At 72.0% G+C, this 22,571-nt stretch carries 22 protein-coding genes and 3 pseudogenes; 11 read left to right on the top strand and 14 right to left on the bottom strand.

Annotated elements, in window-relative coordinates:
- Positions 1-217: pseudogene (locus ACFW6P_RS28475) on the bottom strand (nucleopolyhedrovirus P10 family protein); the annotation flags it as partial.
- Positions 218-304: 87 nt separating this feature from the next.
- Here ACFW6P_RS28475 and ACFW6P_RS28470 point away from each other — a divergent pair.
- The 5 genes from ACFW6P_RS28470 to amaP are packed head-to-tail and all read left to right on the top strand — an operon-like array spanning position 305 to position 2,668.
- Positions 305-778, top strand: coding sequence for an Asp23/Gls24 family envelope stress response protein (locus tag ACFW6P_RS28470; protein WP_386359046.1), 474 nt, complete (start codon positions 305-307; stop codon positions 776-778).
- 46 nt (positions 779-824) lie between these two features.
- Positions 825-1,010, top strand: a complete 186-nt coding sequence (locus ACFW6P_RS28465; protein ID WP_386359048.1) for a hypothetical protein — start codon at positions 825-827, stop codon at positions 1,008-1,010.
- On the top strand, positions 1,007-1,390 hold the full coding sequence (locus tag ACFW6P_RS28460) for a hypothetical protein (RefSeq protein WP_386359050.1): 384 nt from the start codon (positions 1,007-1,009) through the stop codon (positions 1,388-1,390). The genes ACFW6P_RS28465 and ACFW6P_RS28460 overlap by 4 nt, the downstream gene beginning before the upstream one ends.
- On the top strand, positions 1,387-2,082 hold the full coding sequence (locus ACFW6P_RS28455; protein ID WP_386359051.1) for a DUF6286 domain-containing protein: 696 nt from the start codon (positions 1,387-1,389) through the stop codon (positions 2,080-2,082). Before ACFW6P_RS28460 ends, ACFW6P_RS28455 begins: the two co-directional genes overlap by 4 nt.
- A 7-nt stretch (positions 2,083-2,089) precedes the next feature.
- The gene (amaP, locus tag ACFW6P_RS28450; protein WP_386359053.1) at positions 2,090-2,668 is read left to right on the top strand and encodes an alkaline shock response membrane anchor protein AmaP; all 579 of its coding nucleotides are present in this window, start codon (positions 2,090-2,092) and stop codon (positions 2,666-2,668) included.
- 26 nt (positions 2,669-2,694) lie between these two features.
- On the opposite strand, the gene ACFW6P_RS28445 is transcribed toward amaP, so the two are convergent.
- The 5 genes from ACFW6P_RS28445 to ACFW6P_RS28425 form a co-directional block, all read right to left on the bottom strand.
- A complete protein-coding gene (locus ACFW6P_RS28445; RefSeq protein WP_386425300.1) occupies positions 2,695-3,450 on the bottom strand; it encodes an SDR family oxidoreductase in 756 nt (251 codons plus the stop codon).
- 5 nt (positions 3,451-3,455) lie between these two features.
- On the bottom strand, positions 3,456-5,249 hold the full coding sequence (locus ACFW6P_RS28440; protein ID WP_386359057.1) for a glycoside hydrolase family 15 protein: 1,794 nt from the start codon (positions 5,247-5,249) through the stop codon (positions 3,456-3,458).
- Between the two features lie 369 nt (positions 5,250-5,618).
- Positions 5,619-6,416, bottom strand: coding sequence for an SURF1 family protein (locus ACFW6P_RS28435; RefSeq protein WP_386359058.1), 798 nt, complete (start codon positions 6,414-6,416; stop codon positions 5,619-5,621).
- Positions 6,417-6,465: 49 nt separating this feature from the next.
- Positions 6,466-6,699, bottom strand: a complete 234-nt coding sequence (locus tag ACFW6P_RS28430) for a hypothetical protein (protein WP_356435861.1) — start codon at positions 6,697-6,699, stop codon at positions 6,466-6,468.
- A 99-nt stretch (positions 6,700-6,798) separates the two neighbouring features.
- The gene (locus ACFW6P_RS28425; protein ID WP_386359060.1) at positions 6,799-7,791 is read right to left on the bottom strand and encodes a DEDDh family exonuclease; all 993 of its coding nucleotides are present in this window, start codon (positions 7,789-7,791) and stop codon (positions 6,799-6,801) included.
- Between the two features lie 271 nt (positions 7,792-8,062).
- Between ACFW6P_RS28425 and ACFW6P_RS28420 the strand changes: the two are divergent.
- Positions 8,063-8,758, top strand: a pseudogene (locus tag ACFW6P_RS28420) (sterol desaturase family protein); the annotation flags it as partial.
- Here the strand turns inward: ACFW6P_RS28420 and ACFW6P_RS28415 are convergent.
- The 3 genes and pseudogenes from ACFW6P_RS28415 to ACFW6P_RS28405 all read right to left on the bottom strand — a co-directional run.
- A pseudogene (locus ACFW6P_RS28415) lies at positions 8,756-9,139 on the bottom strand (hypothetical protein); the annotation flags it as partial. The pseudogenes ACFW6P_RS28420 and ACFW6P_RS28415 overlap by 3 nt on opposite strands.
- A 153-nt stretch (positions 9,140-9,292) precedes the next feature.
- Complete coding sequence (locus ACFW6P_RS28410; RefSeq protein WP_386359062.1) at positions 9,293-10,822, bottom strand: S8 family serine peptidase; 1,530 nt, start codon at positions 10,820-10,822, stop codon at positions 9,293-9,295.
- A 63-nt stretch (positions 10,823-10,885) separates the two neighbouring features.
- Positions 10,886-12,415 carry a S8 family serine peptidase gene (locus ACFW6P_RS28405; RefSeq protein WP_386359063.1) on the bottom strand — a complete coding sequence of 510 codons (1,530 nt, stop codon included), beginning with the start codon at positions 12,413-12,415 and terminating at the stop codon, positions 10,886-10,888.
- 254 nt (positions 12,416-12,669) lie between these two features.
- Between ACFW6P_RS28405 and ACFW6P_RS28400 the strand changes: the two genes are divergently transcribed.
- The 3 genes from ACFW6P_RS28400 to moaA all read left to right on the top strand — a co-directional run bounded on the left by ACFW6P_RS28400 (position 12,670) and on the right by moaA (position 15,809).
- Positions 12,670-13,026: a DUF485 domain-containing protein gene (locus ACFW6P_RS28400; protein WP_386359065.1), complete on the top strand. Its 357-nt coding sequence runs from the start codon at positions 12,670-12,672 to the stop codon at positions 13,024-13,026.
- Entirely contained in the window at positions 13,023-14,648 is a 1,626-nt protein-coding gene (locus ACFW6P_RS28395) for a cation acetate symporter (protein WP_386359067.1), read from the top strand. Before ACFW6P_RS28400 ends, ACFW6P_RS28395 begins: the two co-directional genes overlap by 4 nt.
- 171 nt (positions 14,649-14,819) lie before the next feature.
- Positions 14,820-15,809 carry a GTP 3',8-cyclase MoaA gene (moaA, locus tag ACFW6P_RS28390; protein ID WP_386359069.1) on the top strand — a complete coding sequence of 330 codons (990 nt, stop codon included), beginning with the start codon at positions 14,820-14,822 and terminating at the stop codon, positions 15,807-15,809.
- A gap of 1 nt (position 15,810) precedes the next feature.
- Here the strand turns inward: moaA and ACFW6P_RS28385 are convergent, their stop codons facing one another.
- Both ACFW6P_RS28385 and ACFW6P_RS28380 read right to left on the bottom strand, forming a co-directional pair.
- The gene (locus ACFW6P_RS28385; RefSeq protein WP_386359071.1) at positions 15,811-16,026 is read right to left on the bottom strand and encodes a hypothetical protein; all 216 of its coding nucleotides are present in this window, start codon (positions 16,024-16,026) and stop codon (positions 15,811-15,813) included.
- A 220-nt stretch (positions 16,027-16,246) separates the two neighbouring features.
- Entirely contained in the window at positions 16,247-16,648 is a 402-nt protein-coding gene (locus tag ACFW6P_RS28380) for a DUF3099 domain-containing protein (protein WP_386359073.1), read from the bottom strand.
- A 242-nt stretch (positions 16,649-16,890) separates the two neighbouring features.
- On the opposite strand from ACFW6P_RS28380, the gene ACFW6P_RS28375 reads away from it, so the two are divergent.
- Positions 16,891-17,160, top strand: a complete 270-nt coding sequence (locus ACFW6P_RS28375) for a GlsB/YeaQ/YmgE family stress response membrane protein (protein WP_386359075.1) — start codon at positions 16,891-16,893, stop codon at positions 17,158-17,160.
- A gap of 58 nt (positions 17,161-17,218) precedes the next feature.
- Here ACFW6P_RS28375 and tyrS read toward each other — a convergent pair whose 3' ends face one another.
- The 3 genes from tyrS to ACFW6P_RS28360 all read right to left on the bottom strand — a co-directional run bounded on the left by tyrS (position 17,219) and on the right by ACFW6P_RS28360 (position 21,569).
- Positions 17,219-18,487, bottom strand: coding sequence for a tyrosine--tRNA ligase (gene tyrS / locus ACFW6P_RS28370; protein WP_386359077.1), 1,269 nt, complete (start codon positions 18,485-18,487; stop codon positions 17,219-17,221).
- Positions 18,488-18,534: 47 nt separating this feature from the next.
- Complete coding sequence (locus tag ACFW6P_RS28365) at positions 18,535-19,929, bottom strand: metallopeptidase TldD-related protein (RefSeq protein ID WP_386359078.1); 1,395 nt, start codon at positions 19,927-19,929, stop codon at positions 18,535-18,537.
- A gap of 83 nt (positions 19,930-20,012) precedes the next feature.
- The gene (locus ACFW6P_RS28360; protein WP_386359079.1) at positions 20,013-21,569 is read right to left on the bottom strand and encodes a TldD/PmbA family protein; all 1,557 of its coding nucleotides are present in this window, start codon (positions 21,567-21,569) and stop codon (positions 20,013-20,015) included.
- Between the two features lie 295 nt (positions 21,570-21,864).
- Between ACFW6P_RS28360 and fabG the strand changes: the two genes are divergently transcribed.
- Positions 21,865-22,569, top strand: coding sequence for a 3-oxoacyl-[acyl-carrier-protein] reductase (fabG, locus tag ACFW6P_RS28355; protein WP_386359081.1), 705 nt, complete (start codon positions 21,865-21,867; stop codon positions 22,567-22,569).
- Positions 22,570-22,571 lie beyond the last annotated feature (2 nt).

Raw genomic sequence — 22,571 nt, 5'->3', positions numbered from 1 at the left:
GAGCCGGTACGGCCGGCTCCGCCGACGGCGCCGTGTCGGGGCGCTTGATCCGGAGCGTCTCCAGGCGAACGCCCGGAGCGTCCAGCGCCGCTCGCCGCAGCACCGCCTCGGCTGCCCGCTCGGCGATCCACGCCCCGTCCCGCGCGTCACCCAGCGGCAGCAGTCTGCCGATGCCCAGCTGATGTCTCACTGCCTGCGTCCACCGGTCGGCCGTCATTCCTCCAGCCTGCCGTATCAGAGGCGCGCTCCCCGGTAACCATGCTTACGGTGGTCGCAGGACGACGACCGAAAAGGACGTACGGCGATGACAGACATGACGGAGAACCGGGGCGGGGAGAGCGAGACCCCGGCGGTGCGCAGGAGCCCGCTGGTCAAGCGCGACGGCGGGGACCCGGGCTCCCGGGGCCGCACCACCATCGCGGACGGCGTCGTGGAGAAGATCGCCGGTCTGGCCGCACGCGACGTCGACGGCGTGCACGCCATGGGCAGCGGCCTGTCCCGCACCTTCGGCGCCGTGCGCGACCGCGTTCCCGGTGGCGCCAAGTCGGTCACGCGCGGCGTCAAGGCCGAGGTCGGCGAGGTCCAGGCGGCCCTCGACCTGGAGATCGTCGTCGACTACGGCGTGTCGATCGCCGATGTGGCCCGGGACGTGCGGGAGAACGTCATCACGGCCGTCGAGCGGATGACGGGCCTGGAGGTCGTCGAGGTCAACATCGCGGTCAGCGACGTGAAGCTGCCGGACGAGGAGGAAGAGGAACCGGAGCGCCGGATCCAGTGAGGCACGGACCACGGGACACGACAGCGGCTGAGGAGCTGAGGACCGCATGAGCATGGGCGTGGCTGGCATGATCGCCGGCATGGCGCTGGCCTTCGCCGGGTATTTCGGCGGATTCGGAGCCTTTCTGCTGGTGGCGGCGCTGGGCGCCGTCGGTTTCGTCGTCGGCCGGTTCCTGGAGGGGGACATGGACTTCGGCGACTTCTTCCGGTCCCGCGGCGAACGGCGGCGGTGACGCCTGTGAGCACGGGGGCCGGTGAGCTCGACAGACCGCCGACGGTCGTACCGCCGGGCGAGCGCGGCGCGACCCGCATCGCGGACCGGGTCGTCGCCAAGATCGCCTCGCAGGCGGCCCACGAGGCCGTCGGCAAGCTGCCGCCGGACGCCGGACGGCCCTCCGCCACGGTCGCCGTCCATCACGAGGTCGCCCATGTGCGGGTCCAGGTCGAACTCGACTACCCCTGCGACATCGGCGCCCGCTGCCACCGGGTGCGTCACCACGTGGTCGAGCGGGTAGGCGACCTGGTGGGCATGCAGGTGCCGGAGGTCGTCGTCCAGGTGGAGCGGCTGCACCTGGTTCCGGCACACGGCGCGGTAAACGGGAGGACGCGATGAGCGAACCCGGGGACACGGAAGCCTCCGACGGAGCGACCCAGCGCCTGCCCGTCCTGGAGAAGTCCGGGGCGGGCGACGGCACCGGACCCGACCAGTCGGCCTCGTCGTCCGCGTACGGGCCGCCGCCCGCACCGGACGGCGACGGCGGGCGCGCGGGCCGCTTCTGGTCGGCGCGCCGCATCCCCGCCGGCATCGTCGCCGTGCTGCTCCTGGGCCTGACCGGGCTGTTCCTGTACGACATCGTGTCCGTGCGCGCCGGCCGCCCCGGCATGGCCTGGCGCAAGGAACTGGCCCGGCAGCTCGCCGAACGGCCCCTGGACGACACCTGGGTGCTGGTCGGCGCCGGCGTCGCCGCCGTCCTGAGCCTCTGGCTGCTGATCCTGGCCGCCACCCCGGGCCTGCGGCGCGTGCTCCCGATGCGGCGCACCCACGCCGACGTCCACGCCGGCCTGCACCGCGACGCGGCCGCCTTCGCCCTGCGCGACCGGGCCATGGAGGTGGCCGGTGTCCGGACGGCGCGGGCCCGGGTGCGCCGGAGGCGGGCGGACGTGCGCGCCGTGTGCCACTTCCGCGAACCCGACGACGTACGAACCGAGCTGGACGCCGTGCTCGCCGACGCGGTCCGCGGACTGGGGCTGGCCAAGCCGCCCTCGCTGTCGGTGCACGTCCGGCGTCCCGGCCGGAAGGGGTGAGACAGCCGTGCTCAGGGTCGTCAACCGCGTGTTCCTCGGCCTCCTGGGCCTCGTCCTGCTGGTCGCCGGCGGATCCGTGCTGGCCGTCGGCCTCGGCGCGCCGGTGCCCTCCTGGTGGATCCACGACAGCAGGCACGACGTGCTGCTGAGCGACGCCGAGCGCACCCGCTGGCAGGACGAGGGCTGGTGGTGGCCGGTCGTCATCGCCGCCCTCGCGGTCCTCCTGCTGCTCACCCTGTGGTGGCTCGTCTCCGTGCTCCGCCGGCGCCGCCTCGCCGAGGTCCTCGTCGACACCGGCGACGGCGAGGGCGCGCTGCTGCGCGGCCGGGCCCTGGAGCACGTCCTCACCGAGGAGTCCGCCCGGATCGACGGAGTCGACCGGTCGCGCGCCCACCTCAGGGGCCGCCGCCACGCCCCCGAGGCCCGAGTGCGCCTCGTGCTGGAGCCGCACGTGGACCCCGGTACGGCCCTGACCGACTTCACGGCCGGCGCCCTGACCCACGCGAAGAGCTCGGCGGGCCTGGACTCACTGCCCGCGGAGGTGCGGATGAAGGGCGTCAAGCACCGCGAGGAAAGGGTCAGTTGAGCACGTGGCCGGACGGGGCGACGTGCTCAGAAGCCGTGCCGCGCTCCGCCGTCGACGGGCACCATGACGCCCGTCAGGTAGGAAGCGGCCGGCGACAGCAGGAACGCGGCCGTCCGGCCGAACTCCTCGGGCGTCCCGTACCGCCGCAACGGGATCCTCGACTCGGCCGCAGCCCTGGTCGCCTCGGGATCCGCCGAGAGCGCGTCCAGCTCCCGGACCCGGTCCGTGTCGATCCGCCCGGGCAGCACGCCCACCACCCGGATCCCGCGCGGGCCGAGCTCGCCGGAGAGCGACTTCGCGAAGCCCGCGAGACCCGGCCGCAGCCCGTTGGAGATCGTCAGCCCCGGGATCGGCTCGTACACCGACCCGGACAGCACGAACCCGACGACGCCCCCGGCCTCCAGCTCCTCCGCCGCGGCCCGGGCCAGCCGCACCGCGCCGAGGAACACCGACTCGAACGCCGCCTGCCACTGCGCGTCCGTGTTGTCCGCGACGAACCCCGCCGGCGGCCCGCCCACGCTCACGAGGACGCCGTCGAAACGGCCGAAGTGCTCCCGCGCGGCCCCGATCAGCCGGGCCGGCGCGTCCGGGTCGGCGTTGTCGACGGCCACGCCCACCGCGTTCGGGCCCAGCGCGGCCGCCGCCTCGGCGACCCCCTCGTCGCCCCGGCCCGAGACGACCACCCGCGCCCCGTCCTCGACGAGCGCACGCGCGGTGGCGTTGCCGAGGCCGCGTGTGGCCCCCGTGACGACGTACACCCGGTCCTTCAGTCCAAGATCCATGGCCCCTATCCTGCCCCGTCCGCCCCGTACAGGGCGAGGGCGGTGCTCACCAGTCCGATGTGGCTGAACGCCTGCGGGAAGTTCCCGAGCTGCCGGCCGGAGACCGGATCGAACTCCTCGGACAGCAGACCGACGTCGTTGGCGAGCCGCACCAGCCGTTCGAACAGCTCGCGGGCCTCCTTCGTGCGGCCCGTCATGTGCAGGGCGTCCGCGAGCCAGAAGGAGCAGACCACGAAGACGCCCTCGCTGCCGGGCAGTCCGTCGACGTCCTCGTCGCCGGGGTCCCGGCTGCTGTAGCGGCGCAGGAATCCGCCGTGGTCCAGTTCCTCGCGGACCGCGTCGATGGTGCCCAGCACCCGCGGATCGTCCGGCGGCAGGAAACCGACCCGCGGGATGAGCAGCAGCGCGGCGTCCAGCTCCCGGGAGCCGTAGGACTGCGTGAAGGTGTTGCGCTCGGCGTCGTAGCCCTTCTCGCACACCTCGCGGTGCACCTCGTCGCGCAGCTCGCGCCAGCCCTCCAGGTCGCCGCCCAGCTCCGGGTGCTCCTCCAGGGTGCGCACGGCACGGTCGGCGGCCACCCACACCATCACCTTCGAGTGCACGAACTGGCGCCGGCCGCCGCGCACCTCCCACAGCCCCTCGTCGGGCTGCCGCCAGTTCGCGCGCAGGAAGTCCATCAGGGCCGTCTGCAGCGCCCACACGTCCGGCTGGGCGGACAGGCCCGAGGCGCGCGCCAGCGACAGGGAGTCCATCACCTCGCCGTAGACGTCCAGCTGGAGCTGGTTCACGGCGTCGTTGCCGATACGGACGGGGGAGGAGTCGTCGAAGCCGCCCAGCCACGGCAGCTCGAACTCGGGCAGCCGCCGCTCACCCGCCAGGCCGTACATGATCTGCAGATCGGCCGGGTCGCCGGCGACCGCGCGCAGCAGCCAGTTCCGCCAGGCCTCGGCCTCCCCCTGGTAGCCCGCCGCCAGCAGCGCGCTCAGGGTGAGGGTGGAGTCGCGCAGCCAGCAGTAGCGGTAGTCCCAGTTGCGCACCCCGCCCGGCTCCTCGGGCAGCGAGGTGGTGGCGGCGGCGACGATGCCGCCGGTCGGGGCGTAGGTGAGGGCCTTGAGCGTGATCAGGGAGCGGACGACCTCGTCCCGGTAGGGCCCGTCGTAGCGGCAGTGCGCCACCCAGGTCCTCCAGTCCTCGACGCTGTGGCGCAGCGCCTCGTGGGGGTCGACGAGCGACGGGCGCGGCTCGTGGGAGGGGTGCCAGGTCAGGACGAAGGCGACCTTCTCGCCCTTGCGCACCGTGAACTCGGCGTGTGTGCCGAAGTCCTCGCCCCAGCTGCGCACCTCCGGCTCGCTGCGCAGCCAGGTGGAGTCCGGTCCCGCCACGGCGACGCGGTGGCCGTCGGTCCTGCGCATCCAGGGGACGACCGAGCCGTAGTCGAAGCGCAGCTTGAGGACGCTGTGCAGCGTCACCTCGCCGTCCAGGCCCTCGACGATCCGGACGAGGTCGGGGGCTTCGTCGCGCTGGGGCATCAGGTCGGTGACCCGGACCGTCCCGTGTTCGGTCTCCCACTCGGTGTCCAGGACGAGGGTGTCGGGGCGGTAGGCGCGCCGGGTGCACCGGTCCGCCCCCACGGGGGCGATGCGCCAGTGCCCGTTGTCCTCGTCGCCGAGCAGCTTCGCGAAGCAGGCGGCCGAGTCGAAGCGGGGCAGGCACAGCCAGTCGACGGAGCCGTCCGTGCCGACCAGGGCCGCGGTCTGTTCGTCGCCGATGAGCGCGTAGTCCTCGATGCGGGGGTGCACGGAGTGCGGATGCCCGGCAAGTCGGCGCCGCAATCCGGTCGGGGGCCGCGGGAGTGACGGGCCGTCCCGGCGGCCGCCGGCCGGGTGCCGTGCGGTGTGCGGGGGCCGGACTTCACCCCCGCCGGTCAGGCCCGCGGCCGGCTCGGGCCGGGACGGTCCTCCCTGGACTCACCCTGGGGCTGGGGCTGGGGGTGTGTCGTGGGGTTGTGGGTGCGGTTGTGGTCGTCCGCGCGGTTCCCCGCGCCCCTGAGGGGCGTGTCCCGGCTGGGCTGTTGGTGGTGATGTCGTCGGGCGGTGCGCCCATGGCTCCGGCGCTCGTGCCGGCACTCATTGCGGGGGCGCGGTTCCCCGCGCCCCTGAGGGGCGGGGTCACACCGAGGCCGGCTCCGATGTCTCGGCGTCGGCCGCCGAGGCCGTCTGCTCGGCGCGCTCCCGGGCCTCGCGGCGGGCCAGGACCACCCAGCCGACCGGGACGGCGGCCGAGAACAGCCACCACTGGACGGCGTAGGCGTAGTTCAGCGCGGCGTCCTCCTTGCCGGGGTCGCCCAGCAGTTCGGGGGAGTCGCCCTTCGGCTCGGGGGCCGTCTGGGCGATGTAGCCGCCGAGCACCCGGGCGTCCAGGCGCCGCGCCTCGAACTCGCTGTTGATCAGCATGATCTGCCGGTCCGGGAGACCCTCGAGGTTCCTGATGCCGCTCGTTTCGGTCGTCTCGTCGGGCATCAGCCGGCCCTTGATCGTCACCTCGCCGGACGGCGGGGCGGGCACCTCGGGGAACGTGCTCTGGCTCGGCCCGGAGGAGGGGATCCAGCCCCGGTTGACCAGCAGCACCCTGCCGTCGTGGAGGACGAACGGGGTCAGGACGTGGTAACCGACCTTGTCGTCGGCGTTGGTGCGGCGGCGGACGACGACCTCGTCCTCGGCGTCGAAGCGGCCCTTCGCGGTCACCGTGCGGTAGCGCTCCGCGCTGGTGACGGTGTGCCCCGGCCCGGTCAGCGCCTCCACGGGCACCGGCTTCGCGGCCAGGGCGTCGGCGACGCGCTCGTTGCGGGCGGTGCGCTCCTCGTAGCGGTGCATCTGCCAGATGCCCAGCCTGATCATCGTGGGGATGAGGAGCAGGGCGATCAGTGTCAGGATCACCCACTGCCGGGACAACAGGAAGCGGTACACCCCACGACCGTACAACTCGGTCGTGGGGTGCATTCAGGCGGGTACCGGCTCACACCTTGTCGACGATGCCCGCCTTTCCCTCCGCGCGGGCGCAGTGGGCGCCGCAGTACCAGTGGCCCTCGGCCTCCACGCCCTGCCCGATGATCTGCACCCGGCAGTGTTCGCAGATGGGGGCCATACGGTGGATCGCGCAGGCGAAGCAGTCGAAGACGTGCACCACGCCCTGCGCGTGCACCTCGAAGGTCATTCCGTACTGATTGCCACAAACCTCACAGGTCGCCATGCGCCACAGGGTGAGCCGTCGCCCCCGCCCGGGCGAGCGGCGGCCGGGCGAGTCGCCCGGCAATCACCCGTCCGTACGGTCGGGACCTGCGGTGACCGGTCACTCCCGCGGTGCGGGCTCCACGTCCGCGAGGAGCTGGCCGAACGCCGCCTCGTCCACGACCGGGGTGCCGAACTGGCGGGCCTTGACGACCTTGGAGGTGCCCGAGTCCGGGTCGTTGGTGACGAGGAGGCTCGTCAGCCGGGACAGGCTCGTGGCCACGTGCAGCCCGGCCTCGGTCGCGCGGTCCTCCAGCAGCTCCCGCTCGGTCGAGGTGTCGCCGGAGAAGGCGACCCGCATCCCCTGCTTGAGCCGCCCGCCCGGCTCGTACCGCCCGGGGTTGGGGTAGGGGCAGGCGGGCCGTTTCCGGGCGGGGCGCCACGTCGTGGCCCGGTAGCCGCCGTACCCCGCCTGCTGCCCGATCCGGGGCGTGGCCGGGCGGTCCGTCCACTCGGTCAGCGGCCGGCACTCGTGCAGCGGCAGCGGTACGTTCTTCGCCGCCGCGGCCAGGAGGCTGGGCCGGAACGCCTCCGCGAGCACGCGCGCGTCGTCCAGCGCGTGGTGCGCCCGCTGCTGGACGACGCCGAAGTGCGCGGCGAGCGACTCCAGCTTGTGGTTGGGCAGCGGCAGCCCGAGCTCCTTGGAGAGCGCGATCGTGCACAGCCGCTGCCGCACCGGCGCCTCGCGGTTCGCGCGCGCGTACTCCCGGGCGATCATCTGCCAGTCGAAGACGGCGTTGTGCGCGACGAGCACCCGTCCCGCAAGCCGGCTGGTGAACTCCTCGGCGATGTCGGGGAAAAGGGGCGAGCCCTCCAGTGCCTCGCTGGTCAGACCGTGGATCCAGACGGGGCCCGGGTCGCGCTCCGGATTGACCGTCGTGTACCAGTGGTCCTCGACCTCGCCGCGCGCGTCCAGCCGGTAGACCGCCGCGGAGATGATGCGGTCGTCCCGGGCCAGGCCCGTGGTCTCCACGTCGACGACCGCGTATCCCTCGGGGTACGCGGCCGGCCACGACGTGGGGGAGAACGCTGCGGTCGTCAGGTCTTCGAGCATGGTCCCTGAGGATACGGGCCGCGACTGACACCGCCGTCCGCCAGGTGCGCCCGCCCCGCCTCTCCCGATGCCCCCTCAGGCGTGCTGTCCGGTCTGTCCGTTCGCGAGGGGTACGTCTGACCCATGCTCAGGGTTTCGGGGCCAGGGGCCGCCCGTTCGGCGCGCTTGGCCGGGATCGCCAGGAAACAAGCGCGTACCGTCGGTAATACTCGTTGGTGGCAACGTCTGGTCGCCGGCGTGACGACGGTCCTACGGTGCTGGCACGCCGAACCTGCCCGATGTCGTGCTGTGGTCGATCCCCTCCTTCGTGCTGCTCACCGTGGTGGAGATGGTCAGCTGTCGGCTCCACCCCGACGAGGACGCCGAGGGCTACGAGGCCAAGGACGCCGCGACGAGCGTCGGCACGGGGCTGGGCAGCCTCGCCTTCGACTTCCTCTGGAAGGTCCCGATCGTCGCCCTCTGCACGGTCCTGTACGAACTCACGCCCCTGCGCGTGCCCGTTCTGTGGTGGACCGTCCCCCTGATGCTGCTCGGGCAGGACTTCTTCTCCTACTGGTCCCACCGCGGCCACCACGTCGTGCGCATCCTGTGGGCCTGCCACGTCGTGCACCACTCCAGCCGCAGGTTCAACCTCACCACCGCGCTGCGCCAGCCCTGGACGTCCCTGACCTCGTGGCCGTTCTACGTGCCGCTCGTCCTCGCCGGAGTCCACCCGGCCGCCCTCGCGTTCTGCTCCTCGGCGAACCTCGTCTACCGGTTCTGGATCCACACCGAGCGCATCGACCGGATGCCCCGCTGGTTCGAGTTCGTCCTCAACACCCCGTCGCACCACCGCGTCCACCCTGCTTCCCAGGGCGGCTCCCTGGACCGCAACCTCGGCGGCATCCTCATCGTCTGGGACCAGCTGTTCGGCTCGTTCGTCGCCGAGACCGAGCGGCCCCGGTACGGGCTGACCAAGAACATCGACGCGATTGCCCGCGGCCACGACCGAGGCGAGCGCGAGGGCGGCGAGGAACCCGGCGGCGGCCGCGTACGCCGACCAGCTGCGGGGCACGGCCGGGACGGTGGCGGTCCCTTCCGGGGCCGTCCCCGGCACCGACCGCGCCAGCCGGTCCACGAACAGCTCGCCGACGGGTACGCACAGCGCCGCGAACAGCACCGTGCGCAGCAGCGCTGTGCCCCCGGCGCCGGGCGCTTCGGCCTCCCCGGTGCCGTGCAGTGCGGTGGACGGGCCGAGCAGCGGGATCAGCGCGCCCAGCACCAGGACGGCGGCGGCACGGCCCGCACCGGCGCGCCGCGCGGACCCGCGTGCACCGGCGGTCCCGCCCCCGGGTCGTGTCAAGGTCACCCCAGGATCCTCACCAGCCCTCCCAGGAGGGGGCAAGTCCGGAAGCGGTGAACGGACAGAACCGGAACAGCTCGGTCGGCCCCGGCCCTGAACCGCCCTCACGAACGCAGCGGGCCGGGCAGGTCACCCCGCCCGGCCCGGACCGCCCTCACATCAGCCCTGCTTGGTCACCGCGTCCAGCGCGTCCGCGATGCCCCAGCCGTAGAAGCCGTTGCGGTTCTTCGTGCCCTCGCACACCGCGTCGACCTTGCCGTCGGCGTCGATGTCGTACGGGTCCGTGCACGCCTTGCCGTCCGCCTGCGCGTACAGCAGCGCCTTCACCATGGCCGGCGGCGCGTCCGGGTGCGTCGACTTGATGAGTGCGGCCACGCCCGCGACATGCGGGGACGCCATGGACGTACCGGCCATGTAGCCCCACTTGCCGCCCGGCAGCGTGCCCAGGATCAGTCCGCTCCTGGCCGGCGGCTCCGGCTTCTGGTAGGCCGTCGAGTCGCCGCCCGGCGCGGCTATGTCGGCCACGCCCAGACCGTAGTTGGAGAAGGACGACTTGAGGCCCTTGGCACCCGTCGCGGCGACGGTGACGACACCCGGCAGCTGGGTCGGGATGTCCAGGCACTCCGAGGGGTCGACGACCCGGTCGCCCGGGGTGGTGTCGTTCGGGGAGGCGGGGTCGGTGATCTCGTCGGACGACAGGTCGTAGTTCTCGTTGCCGGCCGCCGCGACGTTGACCGCGCCCTTCTTCTCGGCGTACCGCGAGGCGCGGGTGACGGCCTCCACGAGCGCCTTCTGGTCCGGGTCGTCCGTGCAGTTGAAGTACCAGGGGTCGGTGTAGTAGCTGTTGTTGGTCACGTCGACCCCGTGCTCGGCCGCCCACACGAAGCCGCAGACCACGGCCTCCGTGTAGAAGAAGCCGTCCGGGTTCGACACCTTGATGCCGGAGACCTTCACCCCGGGCGCCACACCGGTCATGCCGACGCCGTTCTTGGCGGCGGCGATCTCACCGGCCACGTGCGTACCGTGCGGGCTCTCCGAGGCGGCGGGCCGCCACGCCCCGTCCGCGGTGTCCGGCTTGCCGGAGACGCAGTTGACGGAGGCCTCGCGGTCGAAGTTGGGCGCGATGTCGGGGTGGGTGTCGTCGACGCCGGTGTCGATCACGGCGACCGTGACCTTGCTGCTGCCCAGCGACTTCTCGTGCGCCCGGTCCGCCTTGATGGCGGGCAGGTCCCACTGCAGGGACTGCAGCGGGTCCTGCCCGTCCGCCGCCTCGGCCTCCGCCACCTCGGCCGCGCTCAGCGTCCTGGGCGTGCCCAGGTCGGTCGTCGCCGCCGAGGGCAGCGGCGCCGTGCGGGTGGCGCCCGCCGACTGCACGCCGCGCACCGTGCGCATGGTCTTGGCGAAGTCGGGGTTCGAGGAGTGGACGACGAGGACGCCGATCTGGTCGTACGACGTCACGATCGTGCCGCCGGCCGTGCCGACGGCCTTCTTCACGTGCCCCGAAGCGCCGTGCCCGGGCTTGACGTTGACGACGTAGCTGAGCGGCGTGGCGTCGGCCGAGACCACCGCGGGGGCGGCGTCCTCGATGGCCGTGGCCGCGGTGTTCGGCAGGAACGCCAGCGCCGTGGCCACGGCCATCCCGGCCGGTATCGCGACGGCGCGGCGGTAGCGCGCGTGCGGCGCAGTCATGGTGTCTCCAGTTCGTTCGCGGTACGAGCTGATGGTGCGGAAGGTCTCAGCGGCACGGGCGGGTCACTTGACCGCGCGCAGCGCGTCGACGATGCCGTGTCCGTAGAAGCCGTTGAGGCGCTCGCCGCCCTCGCACACCGCGTCCTGCGTGCCGTCGCCGTCCTGGTCGTAGGACGTCGGGCAGGCGGTCTCGTCGGCCTGGGCCTTCAGCATCGCCTGCAGCTGCGCAGGGGAGGCCCACGGGTGCTTGGACTTCAGCAGCGCGGCGACACCGGAGGCGTGCGGCGCTGCCATCGAGGTGCCCTGCAGGAAGGCGTACGCGCCGTTCGGCATGGTGGACAGGATGCGGCCGTCCTTGGACGGCGTGTCCGGGATCTGGTAGCGGCGGTCGCCACCCGGCGCGGCGACGTCGACGACGCCCTCGCCGTAGCTGGAGTAGTACGACTTGACGTTCTGGACGCCGGTCGCGCTGACGGTGACGACACCCGGCAGCTGGGTCGGGATGTCGAAGCACTCGTGCGGGTCGATGGTGCGCTCGACGGGCGTGGTGTCGTTCGGGCTGGAGTCGTCGAGGATCGCGTCCGAGTCGAGGTCGTGGTTGGAGTTGCCCGCCGAGGCGACGTGCAGCGTCCCCTTGCGCTGGGCGTACCGCTGCGCCCGGTTGACCGCCTCGACGATCGCCCGCTGGTCCGGGTCGTCCATGCAGTTGTACAGCCACGGGTCGACGTAGTAGCTGTTGTTCGTGATCTCGACGCCGTGGTCGGCGGCGAACACGAACGCGCACACGACGCTCTCCGGGTAGAAGAGGCCGCTGGCCCGGTCGGTCACGTTGATGCTGGACACCTTGACGCCGGGAGCGACACCGGCGACGCCGACCCCGTTGCGGGCGGCGGCGATCTCGCCGGCCACATGGGTGCCGTGGTAGTCCTCGGGCGTGTACGGCCGCCAGGAGCCCTCGCTGGTGTCGGCCTTGCCGCCCGCGCAGTTCGCGGACTGCTCCGCGGAGAAGTTCGGCGCGATGTCCGGGTGGGTGTCGTCCACGCCGGTGTCGATCACGGCGACGGTCACCTTGCCGCTGCCCGGGTTGATCTTCGCGGCCTGGTCGGCGCCTATCGCGCGCAGGTCCCACTGGTCGGCCTCGAGCGGCTCGCTCCCGGGCTCCTGTGCCGACGCTGCCTCGGTCCGCTCCGCCTGGGCGGCCGTCAGGTACTCGACCGCGCCCTCCTCCCTGGTCCCCGCGGCGGCCAGCGGCGCCGTGCGGGTGGCGCCCGCCGACCGGACCCCGCGGGCCTTGCGTATGGACGCGGCGAAGTCGGGGTTCGAGGAGTGGACGACGAGGACGCCGATCCGCTCGTACGTGGCCACGACCGAGCCGTCGGCCCTGCCGATCGCCTTCTTCACCGACGCGATCGTGTGCCGGTCCACCGAGGTGTTGACGACATAGGCCAGCGTCGGCGACTCCGCAGTCCGGGTGGCCGACTCCGCGTGCGGGGCCGCCGACGCGGCAGCGGGCAGGAAGCCGAGCGAGGCCGTCAACGACAGCACGACGGGCACGGCGAGAGCGAGCCGGCGCCTGGAACGCAGATGAGACATGGGGTCTCCACATCCTCCGGAAACGAAACCGGCCCGAGACGCAGATGGTGCTCGGGCAGGTACATGACGAGGTGGTGCAGGGGTGAAGCTATCCCGCCCTCTCGCTGGCCAGCAACGTTTTGTCGAAACCACTTCGGAAAGAACGCCGCCCGGTTGAACCGCTCCTCGCGTGCCGCCGTGACGTTGGACAAGGAGTGCGAGGACACTCGCCTCCGCCCCCGTATCCACCGCTCACGTCATTGCGAGGAGACTCCGTGGCAACCGACGCACCGCCCCCCTCGAAGGAGCAGCACAAACTCCCCTCACCGGAGGAGTTCGCGGAGGTGCATCAGAGCGCGGAGTTCGCTGAACTGCGCCGCTCCTACCGCTCCTTCGCCTTCCCGCTGACCGTCGGCTTCATCGTCTGGTACCTGCTGTACGTCCTGCTGTCGAACTACGCGGGCGGCTTCATGGGCACCAAGCTGTTCGGCAACGTCAACGTCGCCTTCGTCCTCGGCGTCGCCCAGTTCGTCACCACGTTCCTCATCGCCTGGTGGTACTCGCGGCACGCCGCCGCCAAGCTCGACCCCAAGGCCGAGGCCATCAAGTCCCGGATGGAGGGCGGCGCATGAGCCCCGCACAGCAGACCCTGCTCGCCGCGAACGAGGCCAGCGAGCACCGCCCGCTGATCATCACCCTGTTCGCGCTGTTCGTCCTCGCCACCCTCGGCATCACCGTCTGGGCCGGCCGCCAGACCAAGGACGCCGCCGACTTCTACGCCGGCGGACGCCAGTTCAGTGCCTTCCAGAACGGCCTGGCCGTCTCCGGCGACTACATGTCCGCCGCGTCCTTCCTGGGCATCGCCGGCGCCATCGCCCTCTTCGGCTACGACGGCTTCCTGTACTCCATCGGCTTCCTGGTCGCCTGGCTGGTCGCCCTGCTCCTGGTGGCCGAACCGCTCAGGAACTCCGGCCGCTACACCATGGGCGACGTCCTGGCCTACCGCATGCGCCAGCGCCCCGTCCGCACCGCCGCCGGCACCTCCACGATCGTCGTGTCGATCTTCTACCTGCTCGCCCAGATGGCCGGCGCGGGCGTCCTCGTCTCGCTGCTGCTCGGCATCACCTCCGACGCCGGGAAGATCCTCATCGTCGCCCTGGTCGGCGTCCTCATGATCGTCTACGTCTCCATCGGCGGCATGAAGGGCACCACCTGGGTGCAGATGGTCAAGGCCGTGCTGCTCATCGGCGGCACCGTCCTGATCACCTTCCTGGTCCTGCTGAAGTTCGACTTCAACATCTCCGACCTGCTCGGCAAGGCCGCCGAGAACAGCGGCAAGGGCGCCGCCTTCCTGGAGCCCGGCCTCCAGTACGGCGCCACCGGCACCTCCAAGCTGGACTTCATCTCCCTGGGCGTCGCCCTGGTGCTCGGCACCGCCGGCCTGCCGCACATCCTGATCCGCTTCTACACCGTGCCCGACGCCAAGGCCGCCCGTAAGTCGGTGAACTGGGCCATCGGCATCATCGGCGGCTTCTACCTGATGACGATCGCGCTCGGCTTCGGCGCCGCCGCGCTCATCTCGCAGGACGAGATCATCGCGTCCAACCCGTCCGGCAACACGGCCGCACCCCTGCTCGCGCTGCACCTGGGCGGCGTCGACTCCACCTGGGGCGCGATCCTGCTCGCCACCATCTCGGCCGTGGCCTTCGCGACGATCCTCGCCGTCGTCGCCGGCCTCACCCTCGCCTCGTCGTCCTCCTTCGCGCACGACATCTACGCCAACGTCATCCGCAAGGGGAAGGCCTCCGGCGCCGAGGAGATCCGCGCCGCCCGCTGGGCGACCGTCTTCATCGGCGTCGTCTCCATCGGCCTCGGCGCCCTCGCCCGCGACCTGAACGTGGCCGGCCTGGTCGCGCTCGCCTTCGCGGTCGCCGCCTCCGCCAACCTGCCCACGATCCTCTACAGCCTGTTCTGGAAGCGGTTCACCACCCAGGGCGCCCTGTGGTCGATCTACGGCGGCCTGATCGTCGCCGTCGGCCTGGTGCTGTTCTCGCCCGTCGTCTCCGGCGACCCCAAGGCGATGTTCCCCGACGTGGACTTCGCCTGGTTCCCGCTGAAGAACCCGGGCATCATCTCCATCCCGTTCGGCTTCCTCATGGGCTGGCTCGGCACGGTCCTGTCCAAGGAGAAGCCCGACGCCGAGAAGTACGCGGAGCTGGAGGTCAGGTCCCTGACCGGCACCGGCGCCCACTGAGCACGACTCCGTCCGCGCGGCCGCCTCGTAGGAACCTCCAGGTCCCTGCGGCGCGGCCGCGCCGTTCGTCGTGGGATCGCGGTCTGTGGTGATGTCGGTGCGGTCACGTAGGCTCACAGGAGTCGGAGGAACACTGCTCCGGGCACGTCCGCGTCGAGGGAGGGGGCCCACGTGCTCATCGACACCTACGGCCGAGTGGCCACCGATCTGAGGGTCTCGCTGACCGACCGCTGCAATCTGCGCTGCACCTACTGCATGCCCGAGGAGGGGCTGCAGTGGCTGGCCAAGCCGGATCTGCTGACGGACGACGAGATCGTGCGCCTCGTCCACGTGGCGGTCACGTCCCTCGGGATCGAGGAGGTCCGCTTCACCGGCGGCGAGCCCCTGCTGCGCCCCGGCCTGGCCGGCATCGTGGAGCGCGTCGCCGCCCTGGAGCCCCGCCCTCAGATGTCGCTGACCACCAACGGCATCGGCCTCAAGCGCACGGCGGCGGCCCTCAAGGCGGCCGGCCTGGACCGGGTCAACGTCTCCCTCGACACGCTCCGGCCGGACGTCTTCAAGACCCTCACCCGCCGCGACCGCCACCGGGACGTCGTCGAGGGCCTGCACGCCGCCCGCGACGCCGGCCTCACCCCGGTCAAGGTCAACTCGGTCCTGATGCCGGGCCTCAACGACGACGAGGCCCCCGACCTCCTCGCCTGGGCCGTGGAGCACGACTACGAGCTCCGCTTCATCGAGCAGATGCCGCTGGACGCCCAGCACGGCTGGAAGCGCGACGGCATGATCACGGCAGGCGACATCCTCACCTCGCTGCGCACCCGCTTCGAGCTCACGCCCGAGGGCGAGGACACGCGCGGCTCGGCCCCGGCGGAGCGCTGGCTGGTCGACGGCGGCCCGCACGTGGTGGGTGTCATCGCCTCGGTCACCCGCCCGTTCTGCGCGGCCTGCGACCGCACCCGCCTCACGGCCGACGGCCAGGTCCGCACCTGCCTGTTCGCCCAGGAGGAGACCGACCTGCGCGGCGCCCTGCGCTCCGGCGCACCGGACGAGGAGATCGCCCGCATCTGGCGCCTGGCGATGTGGGGCAAGAAGGCCGGGGCGGGCCTCGACGACCCGGCGTTCGTCCAGCCGGACCGCCCCATGTCGGCGATCGGCGGCTGACTCAGCCGCGGCTCGCTTCCCACTCCCGAAGGGCCACGACGTCCTTCAGGAACCCCCGCACGCCGAGGAACCGCGACAGATGCTCGCGGTGCTCCTCGCAGGCCAGCCACGTCTTGCGCCGCTCCGGCGTGTGGACCTTCGGGTTGTTCCACGCGAGCACCCACACCGCGTCGACGCGGCAGCCCTTCGCGGAACAGACAGGCGTCTCGTCACTCACAGGTTCGTCTCACCACTGCACACAGAAAAGGCGACGCCGAGCAGCCACGGGGGGAGCTGCCCGGCGTCGGTCCGTCGCTCCGACGGGGGATGCGGAGCGCGTACGAAGTATGTCACGGGTACCCCCGCACCCGGCACCGGAACAGCATGATTGATCTCAGGTCTTCTTGAGCTTGGCGGGATTCCGGCTTGCGCCGCGTCCCGTCCGCTCCTCGGGCGCCCTACCGCTCGCCCGGCTCGCGCCGCGCCCCCGGCACCGGACCCGACGCGGCATCCTCCGACTCCGACATGGAGTCCGCCCGGGCGGACTCCCGCTCCGGCGGCGCGATCATCGGCCGTGCAGGGGGCCGCACGAACGTCGACGGCAGAGACGGCGCGTTCTCGCGCCCCGCGTTGGCGATCACCACCGCGATGTACGGCAGGACCAGCCCCAGCGCCAGGGCCACGATGGCCACATGCCGTTCGACGTTCCACAACGTGGCCGCGAGGACCACCGAGACCGTGCGGATCGTCATCGAGATCACGTAGCGGCGCTGCCGCCCCCGGACGTCCTCCTGGAGCCCCGTGCGGGCGCCGGTGATCCGGAACACCTCGACGTTGCCGCCGCCATGCCGCTTCCGCATCGCATTCCACCATCCGCCCGCATCCGACTCTCGCCGCCCCGTCACCGTCCTCGGCCGGTCGTGACCCTGACCGGGACAACTCCTACGTTACGCCGCGTCCGCGGCCGCCACGAGACCGGGTCCGCCCCCGGACGGCGCACACCGACCGCCGGAGCGCGGACGCCACGCGTCGGCATGCGCCGCAGCGCATCTGGGCCGACACTGGCGGTAGTCCGTCCGCCGAGCCGTACGAGGAGGCAGCGATGGGCTGGTTCTGGGCGATCATCGTAGGACTGGTTCTCGGCCTGATCGCGAAGGCGATCATCCCGGGCAGGCAGCACCTTCCCCTGTGGCTGACCCTCATCCTGGGCATGATCGGCGCGGTCGTCGGCAACGCCGTCGCCCGGGCGGCCGGGGTCGACGCGACGGAGGGCATCGACTGGTGGCGGCACGTCTTCCAGCTGGTGACGGCCATCGTCTTCGTCGGTCTCGGCGACCGGGCCTGGACGGCGGCCAGGGGAGAGCGCGCATGACGGGTCACACGGAAGGGGGCGGTCTCCGCGCCGGAGACCGCCCCCTTCACCGTTGTGTTCAGCCGGTCGTGACCTCGACCGCCGCCAGGTTCTTCTTGCCCCGGCGCAGCACCAGCCAGCGGCCGTGCAGCAGGTCCTCCTTGGCCGGGACGGCGTCCTCGGCGGTGACCTTGGCGTTGTTCACGTACGCGCCGCCCTCCTTGACCGTGCGGCGCGCGGCCGACTTGCTGGCCACCAGGCCGACCTCGGCGAACAGGTCGACGACCGGGCCGAGCTCGGCGACCCGGATGTGCGGCACCTCCGACAGGGCCGCCGCCAGCGTCCGCGCGTCGAGTTCCGCCAGCTCGCCCTGCCCGAACAGGGCCCTCGACGCGGCGATCACGGCGGTCGTCTGGCCGGCGCCGTGCACCAGCGTCGTCAGCTCTTCGGCCAGCGCGCGCTGCGCGGCCCGGGCCTGCGGGCGCTCCTCGGTCTGCCGCTCCAGCTCCTCCAGCTCCGCGCGCGAGCGGAAGGACAGGATGCGCATGTACCGGGAGATGTCCCGGTCGTCCACGTTCAGCCAGAACTGGTAGAACGCGTACGGCGTCGTCATCTCCGGGTCGAGCCAGACGGCGCCGCCCTCGGTCTTGCCGAACTTGGTGCCGTCCGCCTTCGTCATCAGCGGCGTCGCCAGCGCGTGCACGGTCGCGTCCGGCTCCAGGCGGTGGATCAGGTCCAGGCCCGCCGTGAGGTTGCCCCACTGGTCGCTGCCGCCCTGCTGCAGCGTGCAGCCGTAGCGGCGGTAGAGCTGGAGGAAGTCCATGCCCTGCAGGAGCTGGTAGCTGAACTCGGTGTAGCTGATGCCCTCGGAGGACTCCAGGCGCCGTGCCACGGAGTCCTTGGTCAGCATCTTGTTGACGCGGAAGTGCTTGCCGATGTCGCGCAGGAACTCGATCGCGGAGAGGCCCTCGGTCCAGTCGAGGTTGTTGACCATGACGGCCGCGTTCTCGCCCTCGAAGTCAAGGAACGGCTCGATCTGCCCGCGCAGCCTGCCGACCCATCCTGCGACCGTCTCCGGGTCGTTCAGCGTGCGCTCCGCGGTCGGGCGCGGGTCGCCGATCAGGCCCGTGGCCCCGCCGACCAGCGCCAGCGGCCGGTGCCCGGCCTGCTGGAGCCGGCGCACGGTGAGCACCTGCACCAGGTGCCCCACGTGCAGCGACGGAGCCGTCGGGTCGAAGCCGCAGTAGAACGTGACGGGACCGTCCGCGAGCGCCTTGCGCAAAGCGTCCTCGTCGGTGGACAGGGCGAACAGCCCGCGCCACTTCAGCTCGTCGACGATGTCCGTCACGGTTCTCGCATCTCCTCGAATGGGCCGGCTCGCAATCAGGTACGAGGTTATACGCCCTGGCTGACAGAGCTCATATTGAAGTCCGGCACCCGCAGGGCCGGCATCGCCGCCCTGGTGAACCAGTCGCTCCACTCCCGGGGCAGCGTCTTCTCGGTCCGGCCCGCCTCCGAGGCCCGGCCCAGCGCGCCGACCGGCGACTCGTTGAACCGGAAGTTGTTCACCTCCGCCGTCACCTCGCCGTTCTCCACGAGGTACACGCCGTCCCGGGTCAGGCCCGTCAGCAGCAGCGACGCCGGATCGACCTCGCGGATGTACCACAGGCAGGTCAGCAGCAGCCCGCGCTCGGTGGCGGCGACCATCTCGTCCAGGGAGCGGTCCTCGCCGCCGTCCAGGACGATGTTGTCGATGCCCGGCGCCACGGGAAGCCCGGTCAGGCCCGCGCTGTGCCGGCTGGTGGTCAGGCGCCGCAGCTCGCCCTCGCGCATCCACTCGGTGGCCGCGAGCGGCAGCCCGTTGTCGAACACCGACTGGTCGCCCCCGGAGGAGTGCGCGATCACGAACGGCGCCGACTCCAGGCCCGGCTCGTGCGGGTCGCTGCGCAGGGTCAGCGGCAGATCGGTCAGCTTCTCGCCGACCCGCGTGCCCCCGCCCGGCTTGGAGAACACGGTGCGGCCCTCCGCCGCGTCCCGGCCCGAGGCCGACCACAGCTGGTAGATCAGCAGGTCCGCCACGGCGGTCGGCGGCAGCAGCGTCTCGTACCGGCCCGCGGGCAGTTCCACACGCCGCTCGGCCCATCCGAGGCGCACGGCCAGATCCGCGTCCATGGCGGCCGGGTCGACGTCCTTGAAGTCCCGCGTGGAGCACCCGGCCCAGGCGGACCGGGTCCGGTCGGGCGACTTGGCGTTCAGCTCCAGCGTCCCGTTCGGCTGGTCGTGCCGCAGCCGCAGCCCCGTGGACGAGCCCAGGTACGTCGACACCAGCTCGTGGTTGGCGAAGCCGTACAGCTCCCGGCCGCCCGCACGCGCCCGTGCGAAGGCCTCGCCGAGCGCCGGCGCGAAGTCGGCGAACACGGCCGAGGACGTCTCGGCGGGCGCCTCGGTGAACTCCGGCGACCGCTCCACGCCCGCCACCAGCGGCTGCGCGTCCTCGGCGGGCCCGGCACCGCGCGCGGCGGCCTCGGCGGCCCGCACCAGCGGCTCCAGCTCGTCGGCGGTCACCGCGGACCGCGACACGACCCCCGAGGCCGTGCCCTCCTTGCCGTCGACGGTGGCGACCACGGTGAGCGTGCGCCCGCGCGTGACGCCGTTGGTGGTCAGCGCGTTGCCCGCCCAGCGCAGGTTGGCGGTGGACCGCTCGTCGGCGATCACGACGCAGCCGTCCGCCCGGGACAGTTCGAGGGCGCGCTCGACGACCTCGTGCGGCTTGCTGGTGCGCGCGCTCATCGGCCGGCCTCCTGGGTGGTGTTGAGACTGTGCTTTCCCGGGGGGGCGACCCCCGGACCCCCGGCCGAGCCCGCAGCTGGCGTTCATCGGCCGGCCTCCTGGGTGGTGTTGAGGATGTTGACGCCCTTGAACAGGGCCGAGGGGCAGCCGTGCGACACGGCAGCGACCTGACCGGGCTGGGCCTTGCCGCAGTTGAAGGCGCCGCCCAGCACGTACGTCTGCGGCCCGCCCACCGCGGCCATCGAGCCCCAGAAGTCGGTGGTCGTCGCCTGGTAGGCCACGTCCCGCAGCTGCCCGGCCAGCCGCCCGTTCTCGATCCGGTAGAAGCGCTGCCCGGTGAACTGGAAGTTGTAGCGCTGCATGTCGATCGACCAGGATCGGTCGCCGACGACGTAGATGCCGCGCTCCACGCCGCCGATCAGATCCTCGGTCGACATCCCGGCGGGGTCCGGCCGCAGCGACACGTTGGCCATGCGCTGCACCGGCACATGGCCGGGAGAGTCGGCGTAGGCGCACCCGTTGGACCGTTCGAAACCGGTCAGCCGCGCGATGCGCCGGTCCAGCTGGTAGCCGACCAGCGTGCCGTCCTTGACCAGGTCCCAGGACTGGCCCGCGACGCCCTCGTCGTCGTAGCCGACGGTGGCGAGGCCGTGCTCGGCGGTGCGGTCGCCGGTGACGTTCATCAGCTCCGAGCCGTAGCGCAGCGTGCCCAGCTGGTCGAACGTGGCGAACGACGTGCCGGCGTAGGCGGCCTCGTAGCCCAGCGCCCGGTCCAGCTCCGTGGCGTGCCCGACGGACTCGTGGATCGTCAGCCACAGGTTGGACGGGTCGACGACCAGGTCGTACACGCCGGCCTCGACGCTCGGGGCGCGCATCTTCTCGGCGAGCAGCTCCGGGATCCGCTCCAGCTCGCCCTCCCAGTCCCAGCCGGTGCCCCGCAGGTACTCCCAGCCGCGTCCCACGGGCGGCGCGAGCGTGCGCATCGAGTCGAACTCGCCGCTCGACTCGTCCACCGACACGGCGTTGAACACCGGGTGCAGCCGCACCCGCTGCTGCGTGGTCACGGTCCCTGCCGTGTCGGCGTAGAACTTGTTCTCGTGGACGGTGAGCAGGGAGGCGTCGACGTGGTCCACCCCGTCGCCCGCGAGCAGCCGCGCGCTCCAGTCCGCGATCAGCCCGGCCTTCTCCTCGTCGGGCACGGTGAACGGGTCGATCTCGTACGAGGAGATCCACGTCTTGTCGGCATGCACGGGCTCGTCGGCCAACTCCACCCTCCCCCACTGCCCGGAAGGCGTGGGAGGTGCCCCCACGTCCGACCCGGCCGCCTTGATCACCTGCGCGGACAGCTTGGCCATGGCCACCGCCTGCGAGGCGACCTTCGCGGCCGCGTCCATGGTCAGGTCCACGCCGGACGCGAACCCCCACGTCCCGCCGTGCACCACCCGCACCGCGTACCCGAGGTCGGTGGTGTCCGACGACCCGGCGGGCTTGGCGTCCCGGAACCGCCAGGAGGCGCCGCGCACCCGCTCGAACCGGAAGTCCGCGTGCTCGGCGCCGAGCGCACGCGCGCGTGCGAGGGCCGCGTCCGCGAGGGCGCGTAGGGGGAGGGCCGTGAAGGCCTCGTCGATGGTATGAGGCACCGCCGTCTCTTTCCGTCGAGGTGAGCGTGATCGCCGTGCTGGCGGGATGCGCGTGATGGCCGTACTGAGTGACCGGTCCGATCATCTCCTCCCGCGGGCCCGGGGACCACGCGTTTGCCGCCCCGGGACGGCTGCTTTCTGTAGGGACCCGACAGTGAGTCCCGTACGCCACTGTCGGTGCCCGATTGTCCGCGGGCGTGCCGGGACCGATAGGTTTTCGAGGAAGCCGCCTGTCGTCCGCCTGTCGTCCAGGCACCCGGGCGGACCCGCAGACCGCTATCGAAAGGGTGATCCGTTGAGCCGCTCGGTTCTCGTCACCGGAGGCAACCGGGGCATCGGCCTCGCCATCGCCCGTGCTTTCGCCGACGCCGGCGACAAGGTCGCCATCACGTACCGCTCGGGTGAGCCGCCCGCCGGCTTCCTCGCCGTCCGGTGCGACATCACCGACGCGGAGCAGGTGGAGCAGGCCTACAAGGAGATCGAGGTGGCCCACGGCCCCGTCGAGGTCCTGGTCGCCAACGCCGGCGTCACCAAGGACCAGCTCCTGATGCGCATGTCCGAGGAGGACTTCACCTCGGTCCTCGAAACGAACCTCACCGGCACCTTCCGGGTCGTCAAGCGTGCCAACCGCGGCATGCTGCGCGCCAAGAAGGGCCGCGTCGTGCTGATCTCGTCGGTCGTCGGGCTGCTCGGCTCCGCGGGCCAGGCCAACTACGCCGCCTCCAAGGCCGGCCTGGTCGGCTTCGCGCGCTCCCTCGCCCGGGAGCTGGGCTCGCGGAACATCACCTTCAACGTCGTCGCGCCCGGCTTCGTCGACACCGACATGACCAAGGCGCTCACCGACGAGCAGCGCTCGAACATCGTGTCGCAGGTGCCGCTCGGCCGGTACGCCCGGCCGGAGGAGATCGCCGCGACGGTGCGGTTCCTCGCCTCGGACGACGCCTCGTACATCACTGGAGCCGTCATCCCCGTTGACGGCGGACTGGGAATGGGTCACTGATC

The sequence above is a fragment of the Streptomyces sp. NPDC058741 genome (assembly GCF_042746715.1).
Classification (GTDB): Bacteria; Actinomycetota; Actinomycetes; order Streptomycetales; family Streptomycetaceae; genus Streptomyces.
This window is presented reverse-complemented; position numbering and strand designations above follow the sequence as displayed.

Bases quoted from the DNA above. Each gene is read 5' to 3' on its own strand.
- ACFW6P_RS28430 (WP_356435861.1), bottom strand. From the start codon at position 6,699: ATGGCGACCTGTGAGGTTTGTGGCAATCAGTACGGAATGACCTTCGAG.
- ACFW6P_RS28380 (WP_386359073.1), bottom strand. From the start codon at position 16,648: ATGCGGAAGCGGCATGGCGGCGGCAACGTCGAGGTGTTCCGGATCACC.
- ACFW6P_RS28410 (WP_386359062.1), bottom strand. From the start codon at position 10,822: ATGACTGCGCCGCACGCGCGCTACCGCCGCGCCGTCGCGATACCGGCC.
- ACFW6P_RS28375 (WP_386359075.1), top strand. From the start codon at position 16,891: ATGGGCTGGTTCTGGGCGATCATCGTAGGACTGGTTCTCGGCCTGATC.
- ACFW6P_RS28445 (WP_386425300.1), bottom strand. From the start codon at position 3,450: ATGGATCTTGGACTGAAGGACCGGGTGTACGTCGTCACGGGGGCCACA.
- ACFW6P_RS28470 (WP_386359046.1), top strand. From the start codon at position 305: ATGACAGACATGACGGAGAACCGGGGCGGGGAGAGCGAGACCCCGGCG.
- ACFW6P_RS28365 (WP_386359078.1), bottom strand. From the start codon at position 19,929: ATGAGCGCGCGCACCAGCAAGCCGCACGAGGTCGTCGAGCGCGCCCTC.
- ACFW6P_RS28455 (WP_386359051.1), top strand. From the start codon at position 1,387: ATGAGCGAACCCGGGGACACGGAAGCCTCCGACGGAGCGACCCAGCGC.
- ACFW6P_RS28425 (WP_386359060.1), bottom strand. From the start codon at position 7,791: ATGCTCGAAGACCTGACGACCGCAGCGTTCTCCCCCACGTCGTGGCCG.
- ACFW6P_RS28395 (WP_386359067.1), top strand. From the start codon at position 13,023: ATGAGCCCCGCACAGCAGACCCTGCTCGCCGCGAACGAGGCCAGCGAG.
- ACFW6P_RS28465 (WP_386359048.1), top strand. From the start codon at position 825: ATGAGCATGGGCGTGGCTGGCATGATCGCCGGCATGGCGCTGGCCTTC.
- ACFW6P_RS28405 (WP_386359063.1), bottom strand. From the start codon at position 12,415: ATGTCTCATCTGCGTTCCAGGCGCCGGCTCGCTCTCGCCGTGCCCGTC.